General features: G+C 38.5%; 21 protein-coding genes, 1 rRNA gene, 1 riboswitch and 1 other annotated feature. Of the genes, 12 read left to right on the forward strand and 10 right to left on the reverse strand.

Annotation, left to right across the window (positions count from 1 at the left end):
- Positions 1-10 precede the first annotated feature (10 nt).
- Complete coding sequence (ytkD, locus tag NLW78_RS13230) at positions 11-487, forward strand: RNA deprotection pyrophosphohydrolase (RefSeq protein ID WP_254497651.1); 477 nt, start codon at positions 11-13, stop codon at positions 485-487.
- Positions 488-510: 23 nt separating this feature from the next.
- Here the strand turns inward: ytkD and NLW78_RS13235 are convergent, their stop codons facing one another.
- From NLW78_RS13235 to pckA, 4 genes are all read right to left on the reverse strand, one after another.
- Positions 511-1,320, reverse strand: coding sequence for an ABC transporter permease (locus NLW78_RS13235; RefSeq protein ID WP_254497621.1), 810 nt, complete (start codon positions 1,318-1,320; stop codon positions 511-513).
- The gene (locus NLW78_RS13240) at positions 1,301-2,077 is read right to left on the reverse strand and encodes an ABC transporter ATP-binding protein (RefSeq protein ID WP_254497622.1); all 777 of its coding nucleotides are present in this window, start codon (positions 2,075-2,077) and stop codon (positions 1,301-1,303) included. Before NLW78_RS13240 ends, NLW78_RS13235 begins: the two co-directional genes overlap by 20 nt.
- Positions 2,078-2,089: 12 nt before the next feature.
- Positions 2,090-3,091, reverse strand: a complete 1,002-nt coding sequence (locus tag NLW78_RS13245) for an ABC transporter substrate-binding protein (RefSeq protein WP_254497623.1) — start codon at positions 3,089-3,091, stop codon at positions 2,090-2,092.
- A gap of 142 nt (positions 3,092-3,233) precedes the next feature.
- Entirely contained in the window at positions 3,234-4,832 is a 1,599-nt protein-coding gene (gene pckA, locus NLW78_RS13250) for a phosphoenolpyruvate carboxykinase (ATP) (RefSeq protein ID WP_254497624.1), read from the reverse strand.
- Between the two features lie 188 nt (positions 4,833-5,020).
- Positions 5,021-5,124: riboswitch (SAM riboswitch) on the forward strand.
- Positions 5,125-5,266: 142 nt separating this feature from the next.
- Between pckA and metK the strand changes: the two genes are divergently transcribed.
- Both metK and asnB read left to right on the forward strand, forming a co-directional pair.
- Positions 5,267-6,463 carry a methionine adenosyltransferase gene (metK, locus tag NLW78_RS13255; RefSeq protein ID WP_254497625.1) on the forward strand — a complete coding sequence of 399 codons (1,197 nt, stop codon included), beginning with the start codon at positions 5,267-5,269 and terminating at the stop codon, positions 6,461-6,463.
- Between the two features lie 178 nt (positions 6,464-6,641).
- Positions 6,642-8,549, forward strand: coding sequence for an asparagine synthase (glutamine-hydrolyzing) (asnB, locus tag NLW78_RS13260; protein WP_254497626.1), 1,908 nt, complete (start codon positions 6,642-6,644; stop codon positions 8,547-8,549).
- Here asnB and NLW78_RS13265 read toward each other — a convergent pair.
- Both NLW78_RS13265 and NLW78_RS13270 read right to left on the reverse strand, forming a co-directional pair.
- Positions 8,536-9,387 (reverse strand): C39 family peptidase, encoded by an 852-nt coding sequence (locus tag NLW78_RS13265; RefSeq protein WP_254497627.1) that lies wholly within the window; start codon positions 9,385-9,387, stop codon positions 8,536-8,538. The genes asnB and NLW78_RS13265 overlap by 14 nt on opposite strands.
- A gap of 66 nt (positions 9,388-9,453) precedes the next feature.
- Positions 9,454-9,966: a gamma carbonic anhydrase gene (locus tag NLW78_RS13270; RefSeq protein WP_254497628.1), complete on the reverse strand. Its 513-nt coding sequence runs from the start codon at positions 9,964-9,966 to the stop codon at positions 9,454-9,456.
- 73 nt (positions 9,967-10,039) lie between these two features.
- On the opposite strand from NLW78_RS13270, the gene NLW78_RS13275 reads away from it, so the two are divergent.
- A complete protein-coding gene (locus NLW78_RS13275; RefSeq protein WP_254497629.1) occupies positions 10,040-10,837 on the forward strand; it encodes an alpha/beta hydrolase in 798 nt (265 codons plus the stop codon).
- A 2-nt stretch (positions 10,838-10,839) separates the two neighbouring features.
- The gene (locus tag NLW78_RS13280) at positions 10,840-11,919 is read left to right on the forward strand and encodes a tetraprenyl-beta-curcumene synthase family protein (protein ID WP_254497630.1); all 1,080 of its coding nucleotides are present in this window, start codon (positions 10,840-10,842) and stop codon (positions 11,917-11,919) included.
- Between the two features lie 42 nt (positions 11,920-11,961).
- Here NLW78_RS13280 and NLW78_RS13285 read toward each other — a convergent pair whose 3' ends face one another.
- Entirely contained in the window at positions 11,962-12,876 is a 915-nt protein-coding gene (locus NLW78_RS13285; RefSeq protein WP_254497631.1) for a DUF7916 family protein, read from the reverse strand.
- 83 nt (positions 12,877-12,959) lie between these two features.
- Positions 12,960-14,360, reverse strand: a complete 1,401-nt coding sequence (gene nagE, locus NLW78_RS13290) for an N-acetylglucosamine-specific PTS transporter subunit IIBC (protein WP_254497632.1) — start codon at positions 14,358-14,360, stop codon at positions 12,960-12,962.
- A 253-nt stretch (positions 14,361-14,613) separates the two neighbouring features.
- On the opposite strand from nagE, the gene nagA reads away from it, so the two are divergent.
- The 4 genes from nagA to NLW78_RS13310 all read left to right on the forward strand — a co-directional run bounded on the left by nagA (position 14,614) and on the right by NLW78_RS13310 (position 17,690).
- Positions 14,614-15,789, forward strand: coding sequence for an N-acetylglucosamine-6-phosphate deacetylase (nagA, locus tag NLW78_RS13295; protein ID WP_254497633.1), 1,176 nt, complete (start codon positions 14,614-14,616; stop codon positions 15,787-15,789).
- 5 nt (positions 15,790-15,794) lie between these two features.
- Positions 15,795-16,547 carry a glucosamine-6-phosphate deaminase gene (gene nagB, locus NLW78_RS13300; RefSeq protein WP_254497634.1) on the forward strand — a complete coding sequence of 251 codons (753 nt, stop codon included), beginning with the start codon at positions 15,795-15,797 and terminating at the stop codon, positions 16,545-16,547.
- 25 nt (positions 16,548-16,572) lie between these two features.
- Positions 16,573-17,298, forward strand: a complete 726-nt coding sequence (locus NLW78_RS13305) for a GntR family transcriptional regulator (RefSeq protein ID WP_254497635.1) — start codon at positions 16,573-16,575, stop codon at positions 17,296-17,298.
- Positions 17,299-17,390: 92 nt separating this feature from the next.
- Entirely contained in the window at positions 17,391-17,690 is a 300-nt protein-coding gene (locus tag NLW78_RS13310; RefSeq protein ID WP_254497636.1) for a hypothetical protein, read from the forward strand.
- 52 nt (positions 17,691-17,742) lie between these two features.
- Here the strand turns inward: NLW78_RS13310 and mnmM are convergent, their stop codons facing one another.
- Both mnmM and mnmL read right to left on the reverse strand, forming a co-directional pair.
- Positions 17,743-18,309: a tRNA 5-(aminomethyl)-2-thiouridylate-methyltransferase MnmM gene (gene mnmM / locus NLW78_RS13315; RefSeq protein ID WP_254497637.1), complete on the reverse strand. Its 567-nt coding sequence runs from the start codon at positions 18,307-18,309 to the stop codon at positions 17,743-17,745.
- A complete protein-coding gene (mnmL, locus tag NLW78_RS13320) occupies positions 18,303-19,259 on the reverse strand; it encodes a tRNA modification radical SAM protein MnmL/YtqA (RefSeq protein ID WP_254497638.1) in 957 nt (318 codons plus the stop codon). Before mnmL ends, mnmM begins: the two co-directional genes overlap by 7 nt.
- Positions 19,260-19,391: 132 nt before the next feature.
- On the opposite strand from mnmL, the gene NLW78_RS13325 reads away from it, so the two are divergent.
- The 3 genes from NLW78_RS13325 to NLW78_RS13335 form a co-directional block, all read left to right on the forward strand.
- A complete protein-coding gene (locus NLW78_RS13325; protein WP_254497639.1) occupies positions 19,392-19,670 on the forward strand; it encodes a DUF2524 family protein in 279 nt (92 codons plus the stop codon).
- A gap of 109 nt (positions 19,671-19,779) precedes the next feature.
- Positions 19,780-19,996 (forward strand) — a binding site (T-box leader).
- Positions 19,997-20,054: 58 nt separating this feature from the next.
- Positions 20,055-22,469 carry a leucine--tRNA ligase gene (gene leuS / locus NLW78_RS13330; RefSeq protein ID WP_254497640.1) on the forward strand — a complete coding sequence of 805 codons (2,415 nt, stop codon included), beginning with the start codon at positions 20,055-20,057 and terminating at the stop codon, positions 22,467-22,469.
- 570 nt (positions 22,470-23,039) lie between these two features.
- Positions 23,040-23,247: ribosomal RNA gene (locus NLW78_RS13335) — 16S ribosomal RNA — on the forward strand; the annotation flags it as partial.

Consider the following 23,247-nt stretch of genomic DNA (forward strand, 5'->3'; position numbering starts at 1 on the left):
TGAAGATGTAATGATTAAGTTTAGAGACTATTATCAAAATGAAGTAACCCTTTCTTTTGAAAAAAATCCCTTTTCCAATGATCCTAAGCATGTTTGGGTCATTACCCGTTATGAAAATCAATGGTTACTCACTAAGCATAAGGACCGTGGGCTTGAGTTCCCCGGGGGAAAAGTTGAAGTGGGGGAGACTCCGAAAGAAGCGGCCATCCGTGAAGTGATGGAAGAAACAGGCGGAAGAGTAGAAGAAATTACATATATTGGCCAGTACTATGTTGAAGGAAAAGGCGGAACAATTGTGAAAAATGTCTATTACGCAATCGTTGGCGAGCTGATTGAGCAGTTAAGCTATTTTGAAACAGAGGGACCTGTTTTACTAGCTGAACTACCGGAAAATATTCAACAAAAACCAACTTTTAGTTTTATGATGAAAGATGAAGTGTTACCGCGAAGTATTAAGTATATTAAAGAAGCTCAACTACATTCATAATAGCTGAGCTTCTTTTTTTCCGTTTATTTCGTTTTAATTAATTTACTTTCCATCTTCTCAACAAGTTGGTACATGATAGCTGCTAAGACTGCAATAATGAGTAAGCTAAATAATACTAAGGTAAAATCGAACACTTGGAAGCCGTAAATAATTAAATAACCGAGTCCTTTTTCGGAAACGAGGAATTCCCCAACAATGACACCAACCCAAGCTAAGCCAACATTCACTTTTAATGTGGAGATTATGGTAGGTATCGTTGCTGGAAAGATTACCTCCTTAAATATTTGAAATCGATTTGCCCCGAATGTCTTCATAACCTTTAAATAGTTTGGATCTACTTCACGGAAAGCTGAGTAAATGACAATCGTTGTAATTACGACAGATATAATCATTCCCATCGCAATAATAGAGATATAGCCTGGTCCTAAGGCAACGATAATAATTGGTCCAAGCGCAACCTTTGGCATTGCATTCATCACAACTAAATATGGGTCCATTACTTTTGAAAATTTAGGGAACCACCATAATAAGGCTGCAAATAGAACACCTGCTACGGTTCCTAGAATAAACCCCGCTACAGTTTCTAAAAGTGTCACTTTTAGGTGAAAGAGTAAGCTTCCATCTGCCAGCTTCTCCAAAAACAATTTTCCAACTGCAGAAGGTGCACTGAAAATTAATCGATCTATAAGTTGCAAACGGCTTGCGACTTCCCAAAGGGCAAAAAAGAAGACGCTGATGATAATTTGCCAGAATAGGACCGTTTGTTTCTCTTTTTTTATACCCCTTTTATATTGTTCAAACAAGAGTTGATCATCATGTTTTTGTTGGCTCAAGATTCTCCAACTCCTTCCACACTTGCTGAAACATTTCTGAAAAAAGTGGATCCTGTCTTGCTTCAAAAGGAGAAAGGTTTTGGAGATGTTCCGGTACGGTAAAGATTTTAGCGATTTTCCCTGGAGAGGATTGTAATAATATAATTTTGTCACTCATCGCAATTGCTTCCCCAATATCGTGAGTTACGAGGATTGATGTTTTTTTATACGTTTTCAAAATGTGAGAAATTAAGTTTTCCAACTTTAGTTTTGTTTGATAATCTAACGCTGAGAATGGCTCATCTAATAACAGAAGTTTTGGATCAGTAATTAACGTACGAGCTAGTGCAGCCCGTTGTCTCATCCCACCGGACAATTCGTTTGGATATGCATGTTTCGTTTGGCCAATGCCAATCTCGTGTAAAATCTCCTCTGCTTTTTCCGTGGTTGATGTTGTTAACGTTTTTTGTACGTGTGGCCCTATTAAAATGTTTTCTAAAATCGTCTTCCAAGGGAACAGATAATCTTGCTGCAGCATATAACCTATTGTCGAACATTCCTTATCTATTGGTTCATTTTCAAGTAACACTTCGCCTCTAGTTGGTTTAATTAGACCGGAAATGACAGAGAGTAACGTTGTTTTTCCGCATCCACTTGGTCCAATTAGAGAGACGAAACTGCCATTATTTACGTTAAATGAAATGTCTTCTAATGCCTTTGTATACGTCTGTTTGGTGAAATATTGATGGGAAATGTTGTTCACAGTCAAAAATGACAAAGAACATCACTCCTATTCTTTCGTAACTTCTTCAGCAATTTGTGTGTTTACTAATACGCCATGCTCTACATCTTGAGGAAGTTCTCCAGCTTCATCCATAATGTCTTTTAAGTTATTCCATTCTTCTTCATCTAAAATTGGATCAAGGGCAAATGAACCTTGTGACTTGTAACGGTCTACGACGGTAGTAATAATATTTAAATCACTATCTTCAAAGTATGGCTTAATGACTTCTGCAATTTCTTCTACGCTATGTTCTTGTACCCACTTTTGCGCTTTATAAAGAGCACGAGTAAATTTCTTGACTGTTTCTTCCTCCTCATTTAAAAAGCTTTCTTTAGTCATAAACACAGTATATGGAACTTTTCCCGATGCTTCACCGAATGATGCAACAATATGGCCTTTACCCTCCCGTTCAAAAACACTGGCAGTCGGTTCAAATAGTTGAACATAATCATAATCCCCAGTAGCAAAGGCATTTGGTATATTAGCAAAGTCAACATTTTGGCTTAAGTCTAAGTCCTCATGTGGGTCTATACCGTGCTGCTTCAGTACATATTCACCAACCATTTGGGGCATTCCGCCTTTCCGTTGGCCTAAAAACTTACTTCCCTTTAAATCTTGCCATTCGAAATGATCTTGTTTTTCTTTCGCTACTAAAAATGTTCCATCGGTTTGTGTTAATTGAGCAAAATTTATAACCGGATCATTGGCTCCTCTTGCATATACATAAATCGATGTTTCAGAACCGACTAATGCAATATCTGCACCACCGGATAACAAGGCTGTCATTGTTTTGTCTCCACCCCAAGTTGTTTTTAAATCAACGTCTAATCCTTCTTCTTCAAAAAAACCTTTTTCAAGTGCAACATATTGTGGAGCATAAAAGATTGACCTCGTTACTTCTGCTACTTCTATCTTCGTATTTGTACTCGTATTATTTGAGCATGCACCTAAAGTAAAAACGAGTATGACGGAACATAACATAGCTAAGAAAGAGCTAGCTTTCTTCATTCTCCATCCTCCTAGTTCGAAAGTATCAAGCTAAAGATATATTATGCCTAGCTGTAAATTGTGTGAATGCCTATAAATAAAAAAAAGAGCCGTCTATAAAAGACGGCCTATCTATATAAAGGAGATGAGGGAACAATGTCATTTATTCCGGCTTATATACCGGTCCAGCCTCTTGAATGGCTTGAGGTACATGATGAAACTTTTTAAAGTTCTCATGGAATTGTAAAGCTAATTGTTTTGCTTTTTCTTCATATTTTGCTTCATCGCTCCATGTTCGCTGTGGAACTAGAACATGACTTGGTACACCAGGACATTGGGATGGAATTTTTAATCCAAATATCGGATCATTCACCATATCAGTGGAGTTCAGTTCACCTTCCAAAGCAGCTTGAACCATGGAGCGCGTATGGGAAAGTTCCATACGTCGACCCACACCAAATGGACCACCAGTCCACCCTGTATTGACAAGAAATACATTTACACCGTATTGCTCAATTTTATCACCAAGCATTTTCGCATACGTTGCCGCTGGTAACGGTAAAAATGGTGACCCAAAACATGTAGAGAAAGTAGCCTCAGGTGCTGTAACACCTCGCTCTGTTCCCGCCAGCTTACTTGTATACCCACTTAAGAAGTGATACATAGCCTGTTCTTTCGTTAATTTACTGATTGGTGGCAATACACCAAAGGCATCGGCGGTTAAAAAAATAATCGTTTGTGGATGGCCTGCAACACTAGGTTTAAGAATGTTATCAATATTTTCGATTGGGTAGGCTGCCCGTGTATTTTCTGTTAAAGATGTATCATCATAGTTAGGTGTTCGTGCATCTTCATCAATCATTACATTTTCCAAGACCGATCCGAACTGAATCGCTTTATATATCTGCGGTTCCTTTTCTTCGGAAAGATGGATACACTTTGCGTAACAACCACCTTCAATATTAAAAATACCATTTTGTGACCAACCGTGTTCATCATCGCCAATTAAGCGGCGATTTGTATCAGCAGATAAAGTTGTCTTACCAGTTCCTGATAAGCCAAAGAACAGTGCTACATCTCCTTCCATTCCTACATTAGCCGAACAGTGCATTGGCAATATATTTGTTTCCGGGAGTAGGTAGTTCATAACGGAAAAGACGGATTTTTTAATTTCCCCAGCATATTCCGTTCCACCGATTAGAATGATTTTGTGTTTAAAGGAAATGATAATAAATGCTTCTGAATGTGTTCCATCTACCCGGGGATTAGCCTTAAAGTGAGGGGCTGAAATGATTGTAAATTCGGATTTGTGATTGACAAGCTCCTCATCTGTTGCACGAATAAACATTTGGCGAGCAAATAAATTATGCCAAGCAAATTCGGTAATAACCTGGATAGGAAGTCGGTACTTTGGATCAGCTCCTGCAAATCCGCGGAAGCGAAATATTTCTTCTTTAGACTGTAAATGGTTTAACACTTTATCATACAACTGAAAAAAGACATCTTCATCAATCGGCTGGTTTGTCGTACCCCAGTCCACCTTATTTGCCGATATGTCATCTTTCACAATAAACTTATCCTTAGGCGACCGCCCTGTATATTTACCAGTTGTTGCTTTTACAGCACCAGTAGAGGTTAATACCCCTTCTTGTCGTTCAAGTACTTTTTCGACAAGTTGTGGAACCGATAAGTCGCTTTGAACGTTTTTTTGTTCCAAAGCACGTTCATGTAACAGTTTGTTTGCAATCGTCATGAAAACCATCCTTTACAAATGAGATTATCTATTTATGCCGTTTTGAATTTCGTAATCTGTGATTAATAGTATAACACATTAATTTTATTATTCCATACTAATCATAAAATTTTATTCCGTGATTTATTTTCTAAAAGAAATGAAAAAAGATTTTTTGACTTTCTATTCAGTTCAAGTTAATATAAATCGATGGAAATCTCTTATCCAGAGAAGGTGGAGGGACAGGCCCAAGGAAACCCGGCAACCATCACGATGTGAAAAGGTGCTAACCTGCAAGCGAGGTACTCTTGAACGATAAGAGTGAAAGGTTCCGGTACTTTAACGGAGTTATCTGAATACAATCGATCATGAAACTTATATCGTAATACACATAATGTGTGTGAGTATAGAGCCACTGGATTTGAGGTACATAAGATAGATGTTAAATAAAGGAGGAAGTAGCCATGGCAATTAAGGGTCGGCTTTTTACATCAGAGTCGGTTACAGAAGGTCATCCTGATAAAATATGTGATCAAATTTCTGATGCAATTTTAGATGAGATTTTAAGACATGATCCTAATGCACGTGTTGCTTGTGAAACAACTGTAACAACGGGTTTAGTGTTAGTATCAGGAGAAATTTCAACAACTACTTATGTTGACATACCTGCAATCGTTCGGAAAACAATTAAAAATATTGGATATACAAGAGCGAAGTACGGCTTTGATGCTGAGACTTGTGCTGTCCTTACTGCAATTGATGAGCAATCAGCAGATATTGCACAAGGAGTAAACCAAGCACTAGAATCTCGTGAAGGTAGCATGACAGATGAAGAAATTGAAGCAATTGGTGCCGGTGACCAAGGTTTAATGTTCGGGTATGCTAATAATGAAACAGAGGAGTTAATGCCATTACCCATTTCTTTGTCTCACAAATTGGCGAAGCGTTTAACGGATGTACGTAAAGAAGGGACATTACCATATTTACGTCCAGACGGTAAAACACAAGTAACAATAGAGTACGATGAGAACGGTCAACCACTACGAGTAGATACAATTGTCATTTCTACACAACACCATCCAGAAGTGAGTAGTGATCGAATTGAGAATGACCTAAAAGAGTTAGTGATAAATAAAGTAGTTCCTCCATACTTACTTGACCGGAAAACAAAGTATTTTATTAATCCTACAGGGCGCTTTGTTATTGGCGGTCCTCAAGGGGATGCAGGTTTAACAGGTCGTAAGATTATCGTTGACACATACGGAGGTTATGCACGTCATGGCGGTGGAGCCTTCAGTGGTAAAGATCCTACAAAGGTAGACCGTTCTGGTGCTTATGCAGCTCGTTATGTTGCCAAAAACATTGTCGCAGCAGGTTTAGCGGATTCTTGTGAAGTACAACTTGCTTATGCAATCGGTGTGGCACAACCAGTATCCATTTCGATAGACACTTTTGGAACGGGGAAGGTTCCAGAGGTAAAAATGGAAGAAGGAGTACGGAAGATATTTGATCTACGTCCAGCAGGAATTATTAAAATGTTGGACCTTCGTCGTCCGATTTATCAAGATACAGCAGCTTATGGTCACTTTGGGCGTACAGATGTCCAATTTCCATGGGAAAAGGCAGACAAAGCTGAAGAATTAAAGAACGCTATCCAATAAAAGGTTGCCCAGTAGGGCAACTTTTTTTTGGAAATAACTGTACGGAAAGTTTATCGAATATAAAAAAAAATTGTGATATACTCAAATTTAGTGATGTGTATTCGAACAGTATAGAAATATAGCGTAACAGTTTGTAGCATTAACATTTTTATGAACATACGAAAGAGAGGACATGCAAATGTGTGGATTTATCGGACTGATTCGACATGAAGCAACAGAGCTGCAGCAAGAGTCAATAAATGTTTTTCAAAGACAAAATGAAATGATCACACATCGTGGTCCTGATGATGAAGGGTATTACCATAATGAATATATATCTTTTGGTTTTCGCAGGTTAAGCATTATTGATATCGACAGTGGTCATCAACCATTAAGTTATGAGAATGAACGTTATTGGATTGTGTTTAATGGAGAGATTTATAATTATGTAGAACTTAGAAATGAGTTAATTAAAGATGGCGTACAGTTCCATACAGAGTCCGATACAGAAGTTATTTTAGCGATGTTTCATCAATATGGCACAGAGACCTTCCATCAACTGCGAGGAATGTTTGCTATTTTGATTTGGGATAAAGAGAAAGAAACATTATATGGAGCACGTGACCAATTTGGGATCAAACCTTTATATTACAGTAAACAACCGGATGGAACGTATTTTTCTTCTGAAAAAAAAGCAATTACGTCAATCCTCGATGCGGAAACAGTTAATCGTGAAGCTTTGCAACATTATTTAAGCTTTCAATATGTACCGGAACCGTATTCTTTAACAGAAGGCGTTGAAAAAGTAGAGCCGGGTCACTTCTTTACGGTTAAGCCTGGGGAAGATCCTACATTTACACGTTTCTTCCATGCAACATTTACTCCTGTTGATGGTGAGAAGTCGAAATGGATTAGTCGTATTCAAGAAACATTACGCAATTCTGTCCAAGTGCATATGCGAAGTGATGTTCCAGTCGGTTCATTTTTATCAGGTGGAATTGATTCGTCAATCATCGTTTCGTTAGCAAAGGAGTTTAACCCTGGTATTAAAACGTTTTCTGTTGGCTTTGACCATAATGGCTTTTCAGAAATTGATGTAGCGAAAGAAACGGCAGATAAATTAGGTGTTGAAAACATTTCTTATGTAATCTCACCAGAAGAATACGTGCAAAAGTTACCGAAAATAATGTGGCACAATGACGATCCGTTAGCAGATCCTGCTTGTGTTCCCCTTTATTTCGTAGCACGTGAAGCGAGCAAACATGTTACGGTTGTGCTATCTGGTGAAGGGGCGGATGAATTATTTGGGGGTTATAACATATATCGAGAGCCAGAATCCCTGAAAGTGTTTGATTCCATTCCAAATCCAGCAAAAGATTTATTACGTAAAGTAGCCCACATTATGCCAGAAGGTGTGAAAGGGAAAAGTTTTCTGGAACGTGGAACAACCCCACTACAAAACCGTTACATTGGGAACGCAAAAATGTTTGAAGAGGACGAAAAGGTCGATCTAGTTCATCAATACAATGAACAACACCCATATCAACAAATTACTCGTCCGTTGTTTCATAATGTAAATGGTCAACATGCAGTTAACCAAATGCAATATGTAGATATTCATACTTGGCTCCGTGGAGATATCTTATTAAAGGCCGATAAAATGACAATGGCACACTCTTTGGAATTACGTGTACCATTTCTTGATGTTGAAGTATTTAAAGTTGCACGTGAAATACCTGTTCACTATAAAATTGCGAATGGAACAACGAAGTCTATTTTAAGGGAAGCGGCAAAAGGAATTGTTCCAGAGCACGTGTTAAATCGTAAAAAGCTAGGGTTTCCAGTACCTATCCGACATTGGTTAAAAAATGAGCTATATGATTGGGCTAAAACCCTAATCTCAGAAAGCCAAACAGACTATCTACTGAATAAACAGGTTATCCATCGCCTTTTAGAGGAACATGTAGTTGGAAAAGGGGATTACAGTCGTAAGTTGTGGACTGTTTTAATGTTTATGTTATGGCATCAGATTTTTGTGGAGCGTGCTCACGATATTGAGGACCTTCGAAATGAGGATAAAACAATGAGCAAGCTCACCGTAATGTAATGGTTATGGCTTGCTTGCCCATTTGCACCCACGCGGCTTTAAAGTCATCGAAGGGTGCTTTTTTTTCGCGTTTTAAAGGGTCATTAAAGTAAATATAATCTTTGTCATAGCCAGTAATGACTACAGCATGTTCCTGCATTGTTATTTTTACAGGACCTTGAGAAGTTTCCCACGTTGTAAAAGCAGAACTTGGTAACTTTTTATATTTAGCATTTGTTATAACGAAAACAGGTTCGTTTCGGTTCACAGATTGTAGAACTTTATAAAATGATTTCCCGGTTAAATCATGTACACGGTCACCAGCATATTTTTTCGCAAGATTTGCAATGGGCTTGTGATATACCCCATAACCTGGTTCAGACAGTGTATACATATTTCCGACGAATCCTTTATTTGGATGCCCGAAATGAACCTTTCCGTCTTTGACTTTGTATTTAGCAGGATCTTTTTTTACTTCTTTAGCTAATGTCATTTTATCTACCTGTATATTATGATATTGCAGTAACATAGCAAGAGAAGTTACCTCGCAGCCACGCGGAAGTTCGGGATATTGTCCAATCAAAGGAACGTCTATTTGAACAGCAGGCCGTAATATATTTTCGTCAAATCGGTCAAGGCTGACGATGTCGGTAGACGATATTTGTGCGGCTAATACTTTATCTATTTTTTTTGTATGGTTTTGCTCATGTATTGGTAATAATGTTAGCGTAAAAGCACAAAGGGCGAACAACGTGCTATATATTTTGGCGTGTTTTTGAAATGGTGTCGTTTTTCTAGCCAAAACCGCAAGAAAAATTGCCATAATATAAGTAAAGATAAAGAGATAATAAAAATGCACGTTCTTATCCTCCTTCTATGCTCTCAGTATTTGTGGCTACTCTTTTTTTATATCGGTAAGTTCCTGTCAATTTTGTAATGATTTATAATATTGCCCTTTTTCAACATAAGATTGGCGAATTCGAACCATTTCTTTTCGGTCTTGATCAGTAAGTTCTCGAATGATTTTCGCAGGTCGCCCAAAAGCTAACGTATTCGGAGGGATTACTTTATTTGGAGGTATAAGGCTTCCTGCACCAATAAATGCACCTTCTCCTATCTCTGCACCATCTAGTACTATGGAACCCATACCGATAAGTGCCCCTTTTCTAATTGTAGCAGAGTGAATCATCACTTGGTGACCAACAGTAACATCGTCCTCGATAATCAAAGGGATGTTTGGACTTTCGTGTAACATACTTTGGTCTTGAATGTTTACATTGTTTCCAATGACGACAGGGGAAACATCCCCGCGGATAACAGTTTTAAACCATATACTCGCATATTTACCAATCTTTACGTCACCTGTTATGACAACATCTTCAGAGACATACGCTGTTTCATTAATGTTTGGAACAGTTCCTTTATACTCATAAATCAACGTCATTTCCTCCAATCAAGTTATGTTAAGATAAAGTATATCAAAAGGATAAATAGGAGTGGGAGGGGTCCGCTTGAAAAAGTTGTTACATCCGAATGGAAAAGGGGCTGTTGTTATCATTCATGGTGCTTTTGAACATTCGGGCCGATATGAATGGTTGGCTACACAATTACAACGTTCAGGTCTCCATGTTATTTACGGTGATTTACCAGGACAAGGGAAATCGGTAGGACCTAAGGGACACATTGATACATTCCAACAGTATATAGACACGGTTGCGATATGGATAAGTGAGGCGGAAAAGTTGCATGTTCCTGTATATATTATCGGCCACAGTATGGGGGGGTTAATTACCATTAGGTTATTACAAACCATTCAACCAACGATCAGTGGGGTTGTTTTATCGTCACCAGGGTTAGGGATTAAGAGTAAACCTCCAAAATTTCTTTCCTTTATATCAGTGTTATTAGATAAAGTGATCCCAAGATTTCAAGTAGCAACGAAGCTTGACCCAACACATTCCACTAGAAATAGCGTTATATATGACAGAGATTTAAGGGATCCACTTTACTTGGAGAAAGTATCGGTTAGATGGTACCATGAATTTGAACGTTCCATTGAACAAGCTTTTAGGAATATTCATCATTATCCGAATGTGCCGACTTTAATTATGCAAGCAGGATATGATTTGCTTGTAAATGAACATGAAGTAAAACATTGGTTTGATTTATTACCTATTGAGGAAAAGCAATATAAACAATGGGACAACTTATATCATGAAATATTTAACGAACCTGAAAGAGATGAGGTCTTTGCATATATGATTGATTTTATAAATCAATTAAATAATCCGTTAAGAAATGGAGGATAATCATGGGAAAACAAGTTCCTCAAAATCCACTCCAATTAGTAAAAGCGTGTTATGGAAAGTTGTTTCCAGAAGTGCATCGGGAGCTTTCTTATTGGGAAAAGAAGGCAAAGAACATTCCGAATGAGGAATTACGCACACAAGCGTTAAGCAGTCTATCAACAAAAGCCTTTCATTGTGAAGGTGGATCTGCTTATGCGCTTTTGGCTAAAGATCAATGGCGCACAAGTGTCCGTTTTATTGTTGCCTATCAAACGATTAGTGATTATTTAGATAATCTTTGTGACCGAAGTACATCATTGGACCCAAAAGATTTCGAACAGTTGCATAAATCATTAACGGATGCTCTTAGTCCAAATATGGACGAGCCTTTACCAAATTATTATCAATACCGAGAAGATCAAGATGATGGGGGGTATTTACATGAGCTGGTAAATACATGCCAAGTTGTATTACAGTCAATAGAAAATCTTCACCGATTCCAGTCATACTTACATAAGTTAGCATCATATTATAGTGAGCTACAAGTGCACAAACATGTGAAGGTTGATGAAAGATTACATAGATTAACTTCTTGGTTCCAGCATCATCAGCGGCAATGGCCTAATTTAAGTTGGTACGAATTTTCGGCAAGTGCTGGTTCTACATTAGGTGTATTTTGTCTCGTATCCTATGGCTTAAGAGGGGATTTATCGGACAGTCTTTGGGAGCGCGTTTACAACAGTTACTTTCCATATGTCCAAGGCTTACATATCTTGTTGGAATACTATATAGACCAAATAGAGGATATGCGAGAAGGGGACTTAAATTTCTGTTCCTATTACGATTCGAATGAGGAATTAAAACAACGGATTTTATATTTTCATAAACAAGGAAATATAAAATTGCAAGAGTTACCAGACTACGCTTTTCATCATTTAATCCAAAACGGACTGATTGGTATGTACCTGGCTGATCAGAAATTAAAGGAAATTGACCATGGAAAAAAGACGATGAAAGCCTTATTAAAAGCCGCTGGTGGAAAAGCGAAGTTTTTTTATGTGAATACAAAGCTTTATCAAAAGTTTAAAGTTGCTTTAATGTAAAACATGCAGGGGCATTGGTTCACCCTGCATGTTTTTTGATTTTTAACGATTAATCGAAGCGGCCATTCTTACATACGTATGTCTCTTTCCTCTTATGGCAATGGAATAGTCCATAATATTTTCCGGAATTGCAATGCCTGTATAACCAGCATCACCTATATGATGAATATCGGCACCAATCATTTTGTTTTGGAGAGCAATGTGGCGCACGGTTCCATTATCTGCTCCTTCCTGACTTGTCCCAATTGTTAACATAGCTTGTGCCTGTAATTGGTGAACCTTTGACACCCAGCAGTGTGCTTGATCGACCGTGATGCCAGGGACTGTACCTGGAGAAGGGAGTAAGATGACATCAGCCCCCGCCTGAATGAAAGCCTCTATCGTCTCATCATCAATGATTTCGTTACCAGCTTCCCCTTTTACACCTGCACCATGCATTTTACCTGCGATAATGAAGGCTTCTTCTCCGAGTATTTCTTTTGTTCTCTGGATAGCTTTTTCTATTTGTTCATTTGTCACACCTGTTTTGGGATTTCCTGTTAAACAGACGAAATCAAACCCTAACGTTTTCGCTTTATGTAATGAATCATACGAAGCTTGACGGCCTAATGGTAATTGATCAAGTATTTCAGCCGCATCTGCCTCACGATCTACTGGTTCCAAGTTCAAACCAATTGGACGACCGGTTAATTCCTTTAGACGATTAATTACTTGTCCTTCTTCAGCTTGAATCCCAGCAACTGCTGGATGGTTTACATCAAACAAATTTAATAAGATGAGGTCCGCACCAAATGCAGAAACGATTTCTGGATTTGACACTTCGGGGTATAAAGGGGATGCTGTACTAACAATTTCGGCTAAAACCGTTCTTCCTTCACTAGCAGAAATTGATTGTAGTAAATCTTGTTTATTTGCTCCCTTGAAATCAGAAGCAAAACAATTGAGTATTCGTTTCATTTTTTCACCTCTAACTGTCATGTTGTTCAATTGAAAAAAGGAAAGCTCCTTAATCTAAGATTAAGGAACTAACCTAGTTAGTTTTACTTATTATTTTCTTTTGTAACTTCTTTTAAAGCATCAGCAAGGAATTCGACATCCGTACCGACAATTACTTGAAAATTTGTGTTACTTACTTTCATAAAACCTTTTGCACCTTGACGTTTTAATTCTTTCTCGTCTATCACCGACGCATCTTGAACAGTTAAACGTAAACGTGTTGCACAATTATCGATTTGTTTTATATTGTCATAGCCACCTAGTGCATGTAAATAATGCTTTGCAAGTGAATAATATTTGTCTTCTCCGTTTCGACTTATTTCTTCATCGTTATTGATGACTTCTTCGTCTTCTCGTCCAGGTGTCTTTAAGTCTAAAGCTCTAATCAAGAACACAAATAGGACAAAGTAAATCGCACCAAATATGAGACCGATACCAAATAAAAGCCATGGTTTTTGGGCTATTCCTAAGTTTAGGAAGAAATCAATCGCACCAGCTGAGAAACCAAAACCGTGATGGATATCTAGAAGATATGTGATACTCATAGATAGTCCGGTTAGTATGGCGTGAATAACGTAAAGTAACGGAGATAAGAACATAAATAGAAATTCAAGTGGCTCTGTAATCCCTGTTAAGAATGCTGTGAAGGCAACTCCACCGATTAAACCAGCTACTGCAGCACGATTTTCTTTTTTCGCCGTTACAATCATCGCTAAACCTGCTGCCGGTAGACCAAACATCATAATTGGGAAAAATCCTGTCATAAATGTCCCGGCTGTAGGATCACCTGCGAAGAAGCGGGACAAATCACCTTTTACAATTTCCCCAGCTGCATTCGTAAACTCACCAAATTCGAACCAAACAAGTGTATTTAAAACGTGATGCAATCCAACTGGAATTAATAAACGGTTTAAAAATCCGAATACCCCAGAACCTAATGCACCAGCACTAATAATCCATTCACCAACGGAATTAATTCCTGCTTGAATTGGAGGCCATATTACCCCGAAAACACCTGCAAGCAGTACCATTGTGGCAGCGGTTACAATAGGTACAAAACGTCTTCCACCGAAGAAGGCCAGCCAGTCTGGCAACTTAATGGCGTGAAAGCGGTTGTAAAGAAGACCAGCAATAATACCGGATATAATTCCACCAAGAACGGCCATATTAATATTTTCATTAATCGCTTCCGTACCTTGTGTTAAAACGAAATAACCAATCGCACCTGCTAACCCAGCTGCACCATTTCCATCCTTCGAAAATCCTATTGCAACTCCAATGGCAAATATTAATGCTAAATTTGCAAATATAGCAGATCCTGCGCTTGCCATAAATTCAATATTCAGTAAATCGGGTTGACCTAAACGAAGTAGTAATGCTGCTGCAGGCAACACTGCGATAGGCAACATTAGTGACTTACCAATTCTTTGTAAAAAGCCTAACATAACTTCACTCCCTTTTTATATAAAGACGTCTCATGTCGAATCTTATCACACAGTCTGAAAGGTTGTCTATACCAATCATTTTTTATTGTAAACGGTTACTGTACGGCCGTATTAGGAATGGGGGATAATAGTTAAGAAACACTGCTTGCAAAATTGGTCTATACAAGTGTACATTAAGGTGTTATTCTATGCTTAGAAATTATTCTAAAGGTGAAAAATAATCTTTATATACGCTAAAGGTGTGAGATAACAAATGAAAAAAGTAATTACGAACGCCTCCATTTATACAGAACAAGATGTGATCAAAAATGGCTTTATCATGTTCGAACATGGGGTAATAACCGACATTGGAGCAGTAGATCAATTACGGACTACCGACGAATACGAAATCATTCAATTAGAGGATAGCTATAAAATAATCCCCGGTATGATAGATGTTCATATACATGGTGCAAACGGTGCCGACACAATGGACGGGACTACTGAGGCATTACACATCATGGCTACCTCCCTACCGAAAGAAGGAACTACAAGTTTCTTGGCAACAACGATGACTCAATCAGGAGAACAAATTGAAAAAGCACTAAAAAATGTGAAAAAGTTTATAAATAAAGATCAAAAAGTCGGACAATCAGAAGTGTTAGGCGTGCACTTGGAAGGACCATTTATCAACAAGGATAAAGCGGGGGCTCAACCTTCTGACTATATTATTGATCCAAATGTAGACTTATTTAAAAAGTGGGAAAAGATATCGGGTAATACGATAAAGCTCGTTACCCTTGCTCCAGAATTACAGGGTGCAACTGAACTTATACAATATTTAGCGAAACAATCTATTGTTGCATCAATTGGCCACTCGGATGCAAAATTATCAGAAGTTGACAAAGCGATTCAGGAAGGTGTTACGCATATTACACACTTATTTAATCAAATGCGTGGCTTTCATCATCGTGAACCAGGTCTTGCAGGTGCTGCTTTATTACGCGATGAGTTAATGGTTGAACTCATTTCAGATGGTGTACACGCCCATCCTGAAGCGGTCAGGCTTGCCTTTCAACAAAAAGGTGCCGATAAACTCATCTTAATAACTGATGCTATGCGTGCAAAGTGTTTGAAAAGCGGCACATATGACCTTGGGGGACAAGCGGTTACCGTAACGGAGGATAAAGCATTTCTTGAAGACGGCACATTAGCTGGTAGTGTATTAGAAATGGATTCTGCTTTGAAAAATATGATGTCCTTTTCGAATTGTACACTTGAAGAAGCCATTTTGATGACGGCAACAAACCCGGCAAAGGAACTTAACGTTTATGACCGAAAAGGGAGTATCCAAATAGGAAAGGATGCAGACCTCGTCATCTTAAATGAGGAACAGGATGTAGAAATGACATTCTGCCGAGGACAACTGGCATATAAAAAAGGGGTGTGACAACTATGAAAATAATTAAAGCAAAAAATTACACGGAAATGAGCCAATTAGCATCTGAACGAATTTTTGATAAAATTAAAAACGTTGCCAACGTAACCTTGGGACTTGCCACTGGTGGAACACCGACCCGAACGTATCAATATTTAATTGATGATTATGAGAAAAACAACACATCGTATAGCCATGTAACTACGTTCAACTTAGACGAATATATAGGGTTATCGCCCAATGATTCCAACAGTTACCGCTATTACATGGATAAACATTTGTTTAACCATATTCCAATTCCAAAAGAACAAACTCATATACCAAACGGGCTTGCGAAAGATTTACAGTTAGAATGTGAAGCTTATGAAAAGAAAATTGATAACCATGGAATTGATCTTCAAATTCTTGGTCTAGGAAGCAATGGACACATTGGGTTCAATGAACCGGGAACGAATTTTGATTCAAATACGCATGTAGTGAATTTAGCTGATTCTACAAGGGAAGCAAATGCTCGATTTTTCAATAGCTTAGAGGAAGTGCCAACGAAAGCTATCACAATGGGAATTCGTTCCATTATGAAAAGTAAGGAAATTATATTGTTAGTTTCAGGGGAAAGAAAGAAGGAAGCTTTAACACGGTTGTTAGATGGAGAAGTGGATGAGTCTTTCCCAGCTTCAATATTAAAACAACACCCTAATGTCACCATTATTGCTGATAAGGCTGTATTAGGTGAGAAGGGCGTATCCTTAGCTTATAACTACGCGAATTAAGGGGATTTGTGGGAGGTGACAGAACATGATTGATAAAGCTTCACCGGTTCCGATATATCATCAATTAGAAGAATATATAAAAAGTCAATTAGATAATGGTACATTTAAACCTGGTGATGCTTTACCTTCCGAGAGAGAATTTGCCGAAAGGTTTAACATTAGTCGAATGACCGTTCGGCAAGCTATTAATAATTTAGTAAATGAACAAATGTTGTACCGCATAAAAGGGAAAGGCACATTTGTTATGGAAGAAAAATTTGAGCAATCATTAAAAGGGTTGACGAGCTTTACTGAGGATATGAGAGATCGAGGGATGGAAGCAAGCAGTGTATTGCTTAGCTTTCAAGTTGTTCCGGCAACTGATAAAATTGCCAGTCGGCTGAATATTCAACAGTATGCTCCGGTCTATGAAATAAAAAGGATTCGGTTAGCGAATGAAATCCCTATGGCTCTAGAACGTACGTATATGTCCGCCAATAAAGTTCAAGGCTTAACCGAGGAAATTGTAAAGAATTCATTATATGAATATGTAGAAACCCAACTTAAGTTAAACATTAGCAAAGGCACTCAAGTTATTGAGGCTGCAATTGCGAATGATGAGGAAATGGAACACTTACAAGTTTCGGATCATGCTCCTATTTTATTAATGGAAAGAACATCTAGCCTTGAAGATGACACGGTTTTAGAAGTTGTCATCTCTTCCTATCGAGGTGATCGATATAAATTTATGATTGATCTTCAACGCTCCTAGAGCTTTCCTAGAAAAATATAGCAGGATTCCCAATGGTTGACATAGTAAAAAGTAGTGGGCTATATTTTTTAATGGATAATGGAGGGCATATCTTGAAGAAATTATACCGGATTCGCACTACAAAAAGGACGAAAGTGTTAAATGTCTTTTTTATGATTATGTATGGTTATTTTTCCATTCATCGACGAGACTATCGAAACATTCCAGGTAAGAAGTTAAAACATTTTGGTTGGATGCCTAAAGGAACAGAAGGTTGGGTTGTGGAAAAGTGGGGAAAAAAATACTTTTCTCCAGATATAGATCAAGAAGGACTTGATCAATACACACCTGTAAATCAACCTCACATACTTATTTCAATCCGAAAACTAAAGGGACAGTATCATAAATTGTAGACAATCATGAATAATCCCCCTGCTAAATATAGCAGGGGGATTATTGTATATATTATTTTTTTTCGATAGCTAATACAAATGGTGGTGAATTTTGTTGGTTTAAAAAGCGGTACTGTAACACGTTAAACGATTTTTGTGGAAGCTGTCCTAACTGATGAAGGAGATAATTCTTTTCTTCATTGCCTCCTTCATGACCATAATAGACAACGAGAACAACAACCTTATTTCGCTTTAAATGGGTAAGAACTGTTTGTACCGCGTTCCACGTTGAGTTAGGTTTTGTAATAACTGATTTGTCACTACCAGGTAAATACCCGAGATTGAAAATAGCACCACCTATGTTATAAATCGCGTCTTCTCTTAAATAGGTTAATACCTTCTCGTGGCTGTCCTGTATTAGTGATACGTTTTTTACTTGCAAATCGTTTATACGTTCCGATGTGTTTTGGATGGCTTGTTCTTGTATGTCAAAGGCATAAACATGACCAGCTTCCCCAACTAACTGTGCCAATTTGATCGTATCGTTACCGTTTCCTGCAGTACCATCGATTACGATGTCCCCTTTTGATACTGTCTTTTCTAATAATTCATGTGCAAATGGTATTACCCTTTTTAACATGATGCGTGCACCTCTTTATATAGCTTTCCTTGCCAACTATTGCGTTCCTTTAATTCTCGGTCAATGCTATTTAGGACGTCCCATTTATTCATACTCCACATAGGCCCTATTAATAAATCAGGAGGACCATCGCCTGTGATACGGTGAATGACCATTTCAGGCGGTAAAATTTCTAACTGGTCTACAACCAATTTAATGTATTCTTCCTTTGTTAAAAACTCAACCATCCCTTTTTCATATTGCTTCACCATTGCCGTGCCCTTTAATAAATGTAATAAATGAATTTTGATTCCTTGTACATCCATATTCGCAACGGTTTTTGCTGTCTCCATCATCATGTTGTAATCCTCACCAGGTAGACCATTAATGATGTGGGAGCAAACGCGAATGTTATGCTTTCGCAACTTTTGTACACCTTCGTAATAGCATTGAAGATCATGGGCGCGGTTAATGACGTCTGCTGTCTTTTGATGTGCCGTTTGCAAACCAAGTTCAATCCATAAATACGTTCGTTCGTTTAGCTCTGCCAAATATTGTACAACGTCATCGGGTAAACAGTCCGGCCGTGTTGCAATGGAAATTCCGACCACGCCTTCTTGTTGAAGCACCGTTTCAAATTTTCTTCTTAGTTCTTCAACTGGGGCGTGGGTATTAGTGAAAGCTTGAAAATACGCCATATATTTACCATCTTTCCACTTTTTATGCATACGTTCCTTTATATCATGAAATTGAGTTTCTAAATCATCGCGCCGGTTACCGGCGAAATCACCACTTCCAGACACAGAGCAAAACGTACAGCCACCATAAGCTACTGTACCATCCCGGTTCGGGCAGTCAAACCCGCCGTCTAACGGGATTTTAAAAACTTTATGACCAAAATGACGTTTCAAATGATAATTCCAAGAATGATACCTTTTATGATCAAAGGAATATGGAAAAGGGTTGTTCATGTTAATACTCCTTTAAAAGTAAGTTTGAATACTTATTGATTGTAGCATGGATTAGGAAACAGGGAAATTCTGCTCCCTTGAGTGTCGTATAGAAAAATGGGATTAGTGAATATTACAAATGAGGTGATGGTTATGACTACTCACGCATCAATGGAACATTTTGTTGAAGAAATTAAAGAACGAGTAGCAATCGCCAAAGGTCAATTAAATGAAACTAACCGAAATGGATATCCGGTTGATGAAGAATATAGTGATGCTCAAATTGCACTGGAACAGGCAGAGCGGGCAATCGAGCATATGATGATTAGTGCAAACGACCAACAAAAAGAAGAGTTATATCGTCTCCATTTACAAGTATCCCACGTCTTAAATGACATGTATTTAGATGAAACGGATTTAGAGCAGTATTAGAAAGTCGGTAAATCCGACTTTCTTTTTAATGTGAAAGTGCCCAATGTAAGGGAAACATCTTGACATTCCCTTCCCCGTTCATTAAAATACGAATCAAATAAGTATTGGTCGTAAACAGATGATAAGGAGTAGTAGTGATGAGCCAAGAGACAATAGAGAGGTAGCGGTTGGTGCAAGCTATCCTTGGACATCATGAACTCGCCTTTGATGTTGCAAATGTGAACAGTCATTAGCATTTGCCGTTTATCCGCGATAAGGATACTGAAGAGGGCACTTCGATAGTGCTAATTTGGGTGGTACCGCGGGAAAAGACTCTCGTCCCATAGTGATGGGATGGGAGTTTTTTTATGACGTTACATAAGTTGTGGATAAGGAGGAAAAATTATGGCATTTGATCATAAGCAAATAGAACAAAAATGGCAGCAATATTGGGAAAAACATAAAACGTTCAAAACAGATGGTGAATCAGAGAAGGAAAAGTTTTATGCGCTAGATATGTTTCCATACCCTTCAGGGGCTGGTCTTCATGTAGGGCACCCGGAGGGATATACAGCAACAGACATTTTGTCACGAATGAAACGGATGCAAGGGTATGAAGTGTTACATCCAATGGGGTGGGATGCCTTCGGTTTACCTGCCGAACAATATGCACTAGATACAGGGAATGACCCAGAAGAATTCACAAAAGAAAACATTAATAACTTCCGTCGCCAAATTAAGTCGTTAGGCTTTTCCTATGACTGGGACCGTGAGATTAATACGACAGACCCAAATTACTATAAATGGACTCAGTGGATTTTCTTAAAACTTTATGAAAAGGGACTTGCCTATATTGATGAAGTTCCGGTTAACTGGTGCCCGGCTCTCGGAACTGTTCTTGCAAATGAAGAAGTTATTGATGGGAAAAGTGAACGTGGCGGTCATCCTGTCATCCGAAAACCAATGAAGCAATGGATGTTGAAAATTACAGCATATGCTGATCGTTTGTTAGAAGATCTTGAAGATTTAGACTGGCCAGAAAGTATAAAGGATATGCAGCGAAACTGGATTGGTCGTTCTGAAGGTGCAGAAATTACTTTTTCAATTGATGAAACGGAAGAAACGTTTGAAGCGTTCACAACTCGACCAGATACGTTGTTTGGTGCCACATACGCTGTTCTTGCACCGGAACATCCACTAGTCGATAAAATCACAACGCCCGACCAGAAGGAAGCAGTTGAATCATACATCAAGGAGATCCAAACGAAAAGTGATTTAGAACGTACAGATTTGGCAAAAGAGAAAACGGGTGTATTTACGGGTGCTTACGCCATAAACCCGATGAATGGAAATAAAATGCCGATATGGATAGCTGACTACGTGTTAGTAACATATGGAACAGGTGCAATTATGGCGGTTCCAGCCCACGACGAACGGGATTATGAATTTGCGAAAACCTTCGACCTCCCTATTGTAGAGGTTGTAGAAGGCGGAAACATCGAAGAAGAAGCATACACAGAAGATGGTAAACATGTAAATAGTGACTTTTTGAACGGACTATATAAAGATGAAGCGATCCAAAAGGCAATCGATTGGCTTGAAGAAAAAGGTTATGGTAAGAAAAAAGTGACGTATCGTCTCCGTGATTGGCTTTTTAGTCGTCAGCGTTATTGGGGCGAACCAATACCGGTCATTCATTGGGAAGATGGTACGATGGAAGGGGTTTCAGAAGATCAACTTCCACTGGAATTACCGAAGACGACAGAAATTAAGCCATCTGGAACAGGTGAATCACCATTAGCTAATATAGCTGACTGGGTTGAAGTAACTGATCCTGAAACAGGTAAAAAAGGACGACTGGAAACGAACACAATGCCACAGTGGGCTGGAAGCTGTTGGTATTACTTACGATTTATTGATCCGCATAACAGTGAGCAACTAGCTGATCCAGAAAAATTAAAGAAGTGGTTGCCGGTAGATATTTATATCGGAGGTGCAGAACATGCTGTCCTTCACCTCCTGTACGCTCGTTTCTGGCATAAGTTTCTATATGACATTGGTGTAGTACCAACGAAGGAGCCTTTCCAAAAGCTCTTTAACCAAGGAATGATTCTTGGAGAGAATAATGAGAAAATGAGTAAATCGAAAGGGAATGTTGTAAATCCCGACGAAATAGTAGAATCTCATGGAGCCGATACTCTTCGCCTATATGAAATGTTTATGGGGCCACTTGATGCATCAATTGCATGGAGTACAAATGGTTTAGACGGAGCTCGTAGATTCCTTGACCGAGTTTGGCGTCTGTATGTAGAAGATGGTCAATCCTTGAGTGCAAAAATTCAGGATACAACAAATGAAGACTTAGAACGTGTGTATCACGAAACAGTGAAAAAAGTATCGGAAAACTTTGAGGAACTGCGCTTTAACACTGGAATCTCTCAAATGATGGTGTTTGTAAACGAATGTTATAAAGCAGAAGTCATTCCAACTGAATATGCTGAAGGTTTTGTGAAGTTACTTTCACCAGTTGCACCTCATTTGGCTGAGGAGCTGTGGGGAAAACTGGGACATGAGGGTACGGTAAGTTATGAAGCGTGGCCAACATATGATGAGAATAAACTCGTTTCAAATGAAATTGAAATTGTTGTGCAAGTAATGGGAAAAGTTAGAGCACGTATTTTAATGGATAAAGATGCTTCGAAGGAAGAAATGGAAAAAATCGCTCTTGAACATGAAAAGGTTCAAGAGTGGATTGAGGGGAAAACAATTCGAAAGGTAATTGCTATCCCGGGAAAATTAGTAAACATTGTAGCCAATTAAATATGGACGCCTTGTCTCCTTCGTGGGGTAAGGCGTTTTTTCTTTGTCACAATCCACTGTTTTATATAGATAATATAAGGTGTCGTTTTCTACTGTTGTCTTGAGTAAAGTTCTTATAGAAAATAACTGCGATTTGGATAATAGAAGGTTTTTAGGGTAACCTATTCGTAAAGAAGGATATTTTTTAACAAATAGGTGTTGACTTAGTATGTAACGTCCTGTAAGATGTACATCTGTTGTCACAAAACAACAACACTTTCACTTTCACTGAAGTGATGACGCATTGACAGAAAATGTACTTCATGCTAAAGTGTTTATTACTGATTCAAACGAAAAATAGTTATTGACTATGATTAATAGATGTTATATACTATTATTCCTGCCGACGAAAACGACACAAAAAAACAAACTGACAAACAATGTGTTGACATAATTCGACACACATGTTATGATAATTAAGTTGCCATTTTGAGAGCAACAATATAGTTCGAACCTTGAAAACTGAACAAAACGACCAGTAATGTCAATTTCGATTTTTTATTATTTAGCTAGAGACCAAGTTTTCCAACTTTTATGGAGAGTTTGATCCTGGCTCAGGACGAACGCTGGCGGCGTGCCTAATACATGCAAGTCGAGCGCGGGAAGCAATTTGATCTCTTCGGAGTGACGATTGTGGAACGAGCGGCGGACGGGTGAGTAACACGTGGGCAACCTGCCTGTAAGATCGGGATAACTCCGGGAAACCGGGGCTAATACCGAATGAGATCTGAGACCGCAT

The organism is Salirhabdus salicampi, assembly GCF_024259515.1.
GTDB lineage: Bacteria > Bacillota > Bacilli > Bacillales > Alkalibacillaceae > Salirhabdus_A > Salirhabdus_A salicampi.

Excerpts from the sequence above, each read along its gene's own strand:
- ytkD (WP_254497651.1), top strand. The coding sequence starts at position 11 with ATGATTAAGTTTAGAGACTATTATCAAAATGAAGTAACCCTTTCTTTT.
- NLW78_RS13245 (WP_254497623.1), bottom strand. The coding sequence starts at position 3,091 with ATGAAGAAAGCTAGCTCTTTCTTAGCTATGTTATGTTCCGTCATACTC.
- pckA (WP_254497624.1), bottom strand. The coding sequence starts at position 4,832 with ATGGTTTTCATGACGATTGCAAACAAACTGTTACATGAACGTGCTTTG.
- metK (WP_254497625.1), top strand. The coding sequence starts at position 5,267 with ATGGCAATTAAGGGTCGGCTTTTTACATCAGAGTCGGTTACAGAAGGT.
- asnB (WP_254497626.1), top strand. The coding sequence starts at position 6,642 with ATGTGTGGATTTATCGGACTGATTCGACATGAAGCAACAGAGCTGCAG.
- NLW78_RS13280 (WP_254497630.1), top strand. The coding sequence starts at position 10,840 with ATGGGAAAACAAGTTCCTCAAAATCCACTCCAATTAGTAAAAGCGTGT.
- NLW78_RS13285 (WP_254497631.1), bottom strand. The coding sequence starts at position 12,876 with ATGAAACGAATACTCAATTGTTTTGCTTCTGATTTCAAGGGAGCAAAT.
- nagE (WP_254497632.1), bottom strand. The coding sequence starts at position 14,360 with ATGTTAGGCTTTTTACAAAGAATTGGTAAGTCACTAATGTTGCCTATC.
- nagA (WP_254497633.1), top strand. The coding sequence starts at position 14,614 with ATGAAAAAAGTAATTACGAACGCCTCCATTTATACAGAACAAGATGTG.
- nagB (WP_254497634.1), top strand. The coding sequence starts at position 15,795 with ATGAAAATAATTAAAGCAAAAAATTACACGGAAATGAGCCAATTAGCA.
- NLW78_RS13305 (WP_254497635.1), top strand. The coding sequence starts at position 16,573 with ATGATTGATAAAGCTTCACCGGTTCCGATATATCATCAATTAGAAGAA.
- mnmM (WP_254497637.1), bottom strand. The coding sequence starts at position 18,309 with ATGTTAAAAAGGGTAATACCATTTGCACATGAATTATTAGAAAAGACA.
- mnmL (WP_254497638.1), bottom strand. The coding sequence starts at position 19,259 with ATGAACAACCCTTTTCCATATTCCTTTGATCATAAAAGGTATCATTCT.
- NLW78_RS13325 (WP_254497639.1), top strand. The coding sequence starts at position 19,392 with ATGACTACTCACGCATCAATGGAACATTTTGTTGAAGAAATTAAAGAA.
- leuS (WP_254497640.1), top strand. The coding sequence starts at position 20,055 with ATGGCATTTGATCATAAGCAAATAGAACAAAAATGGCAGCAATATTGG.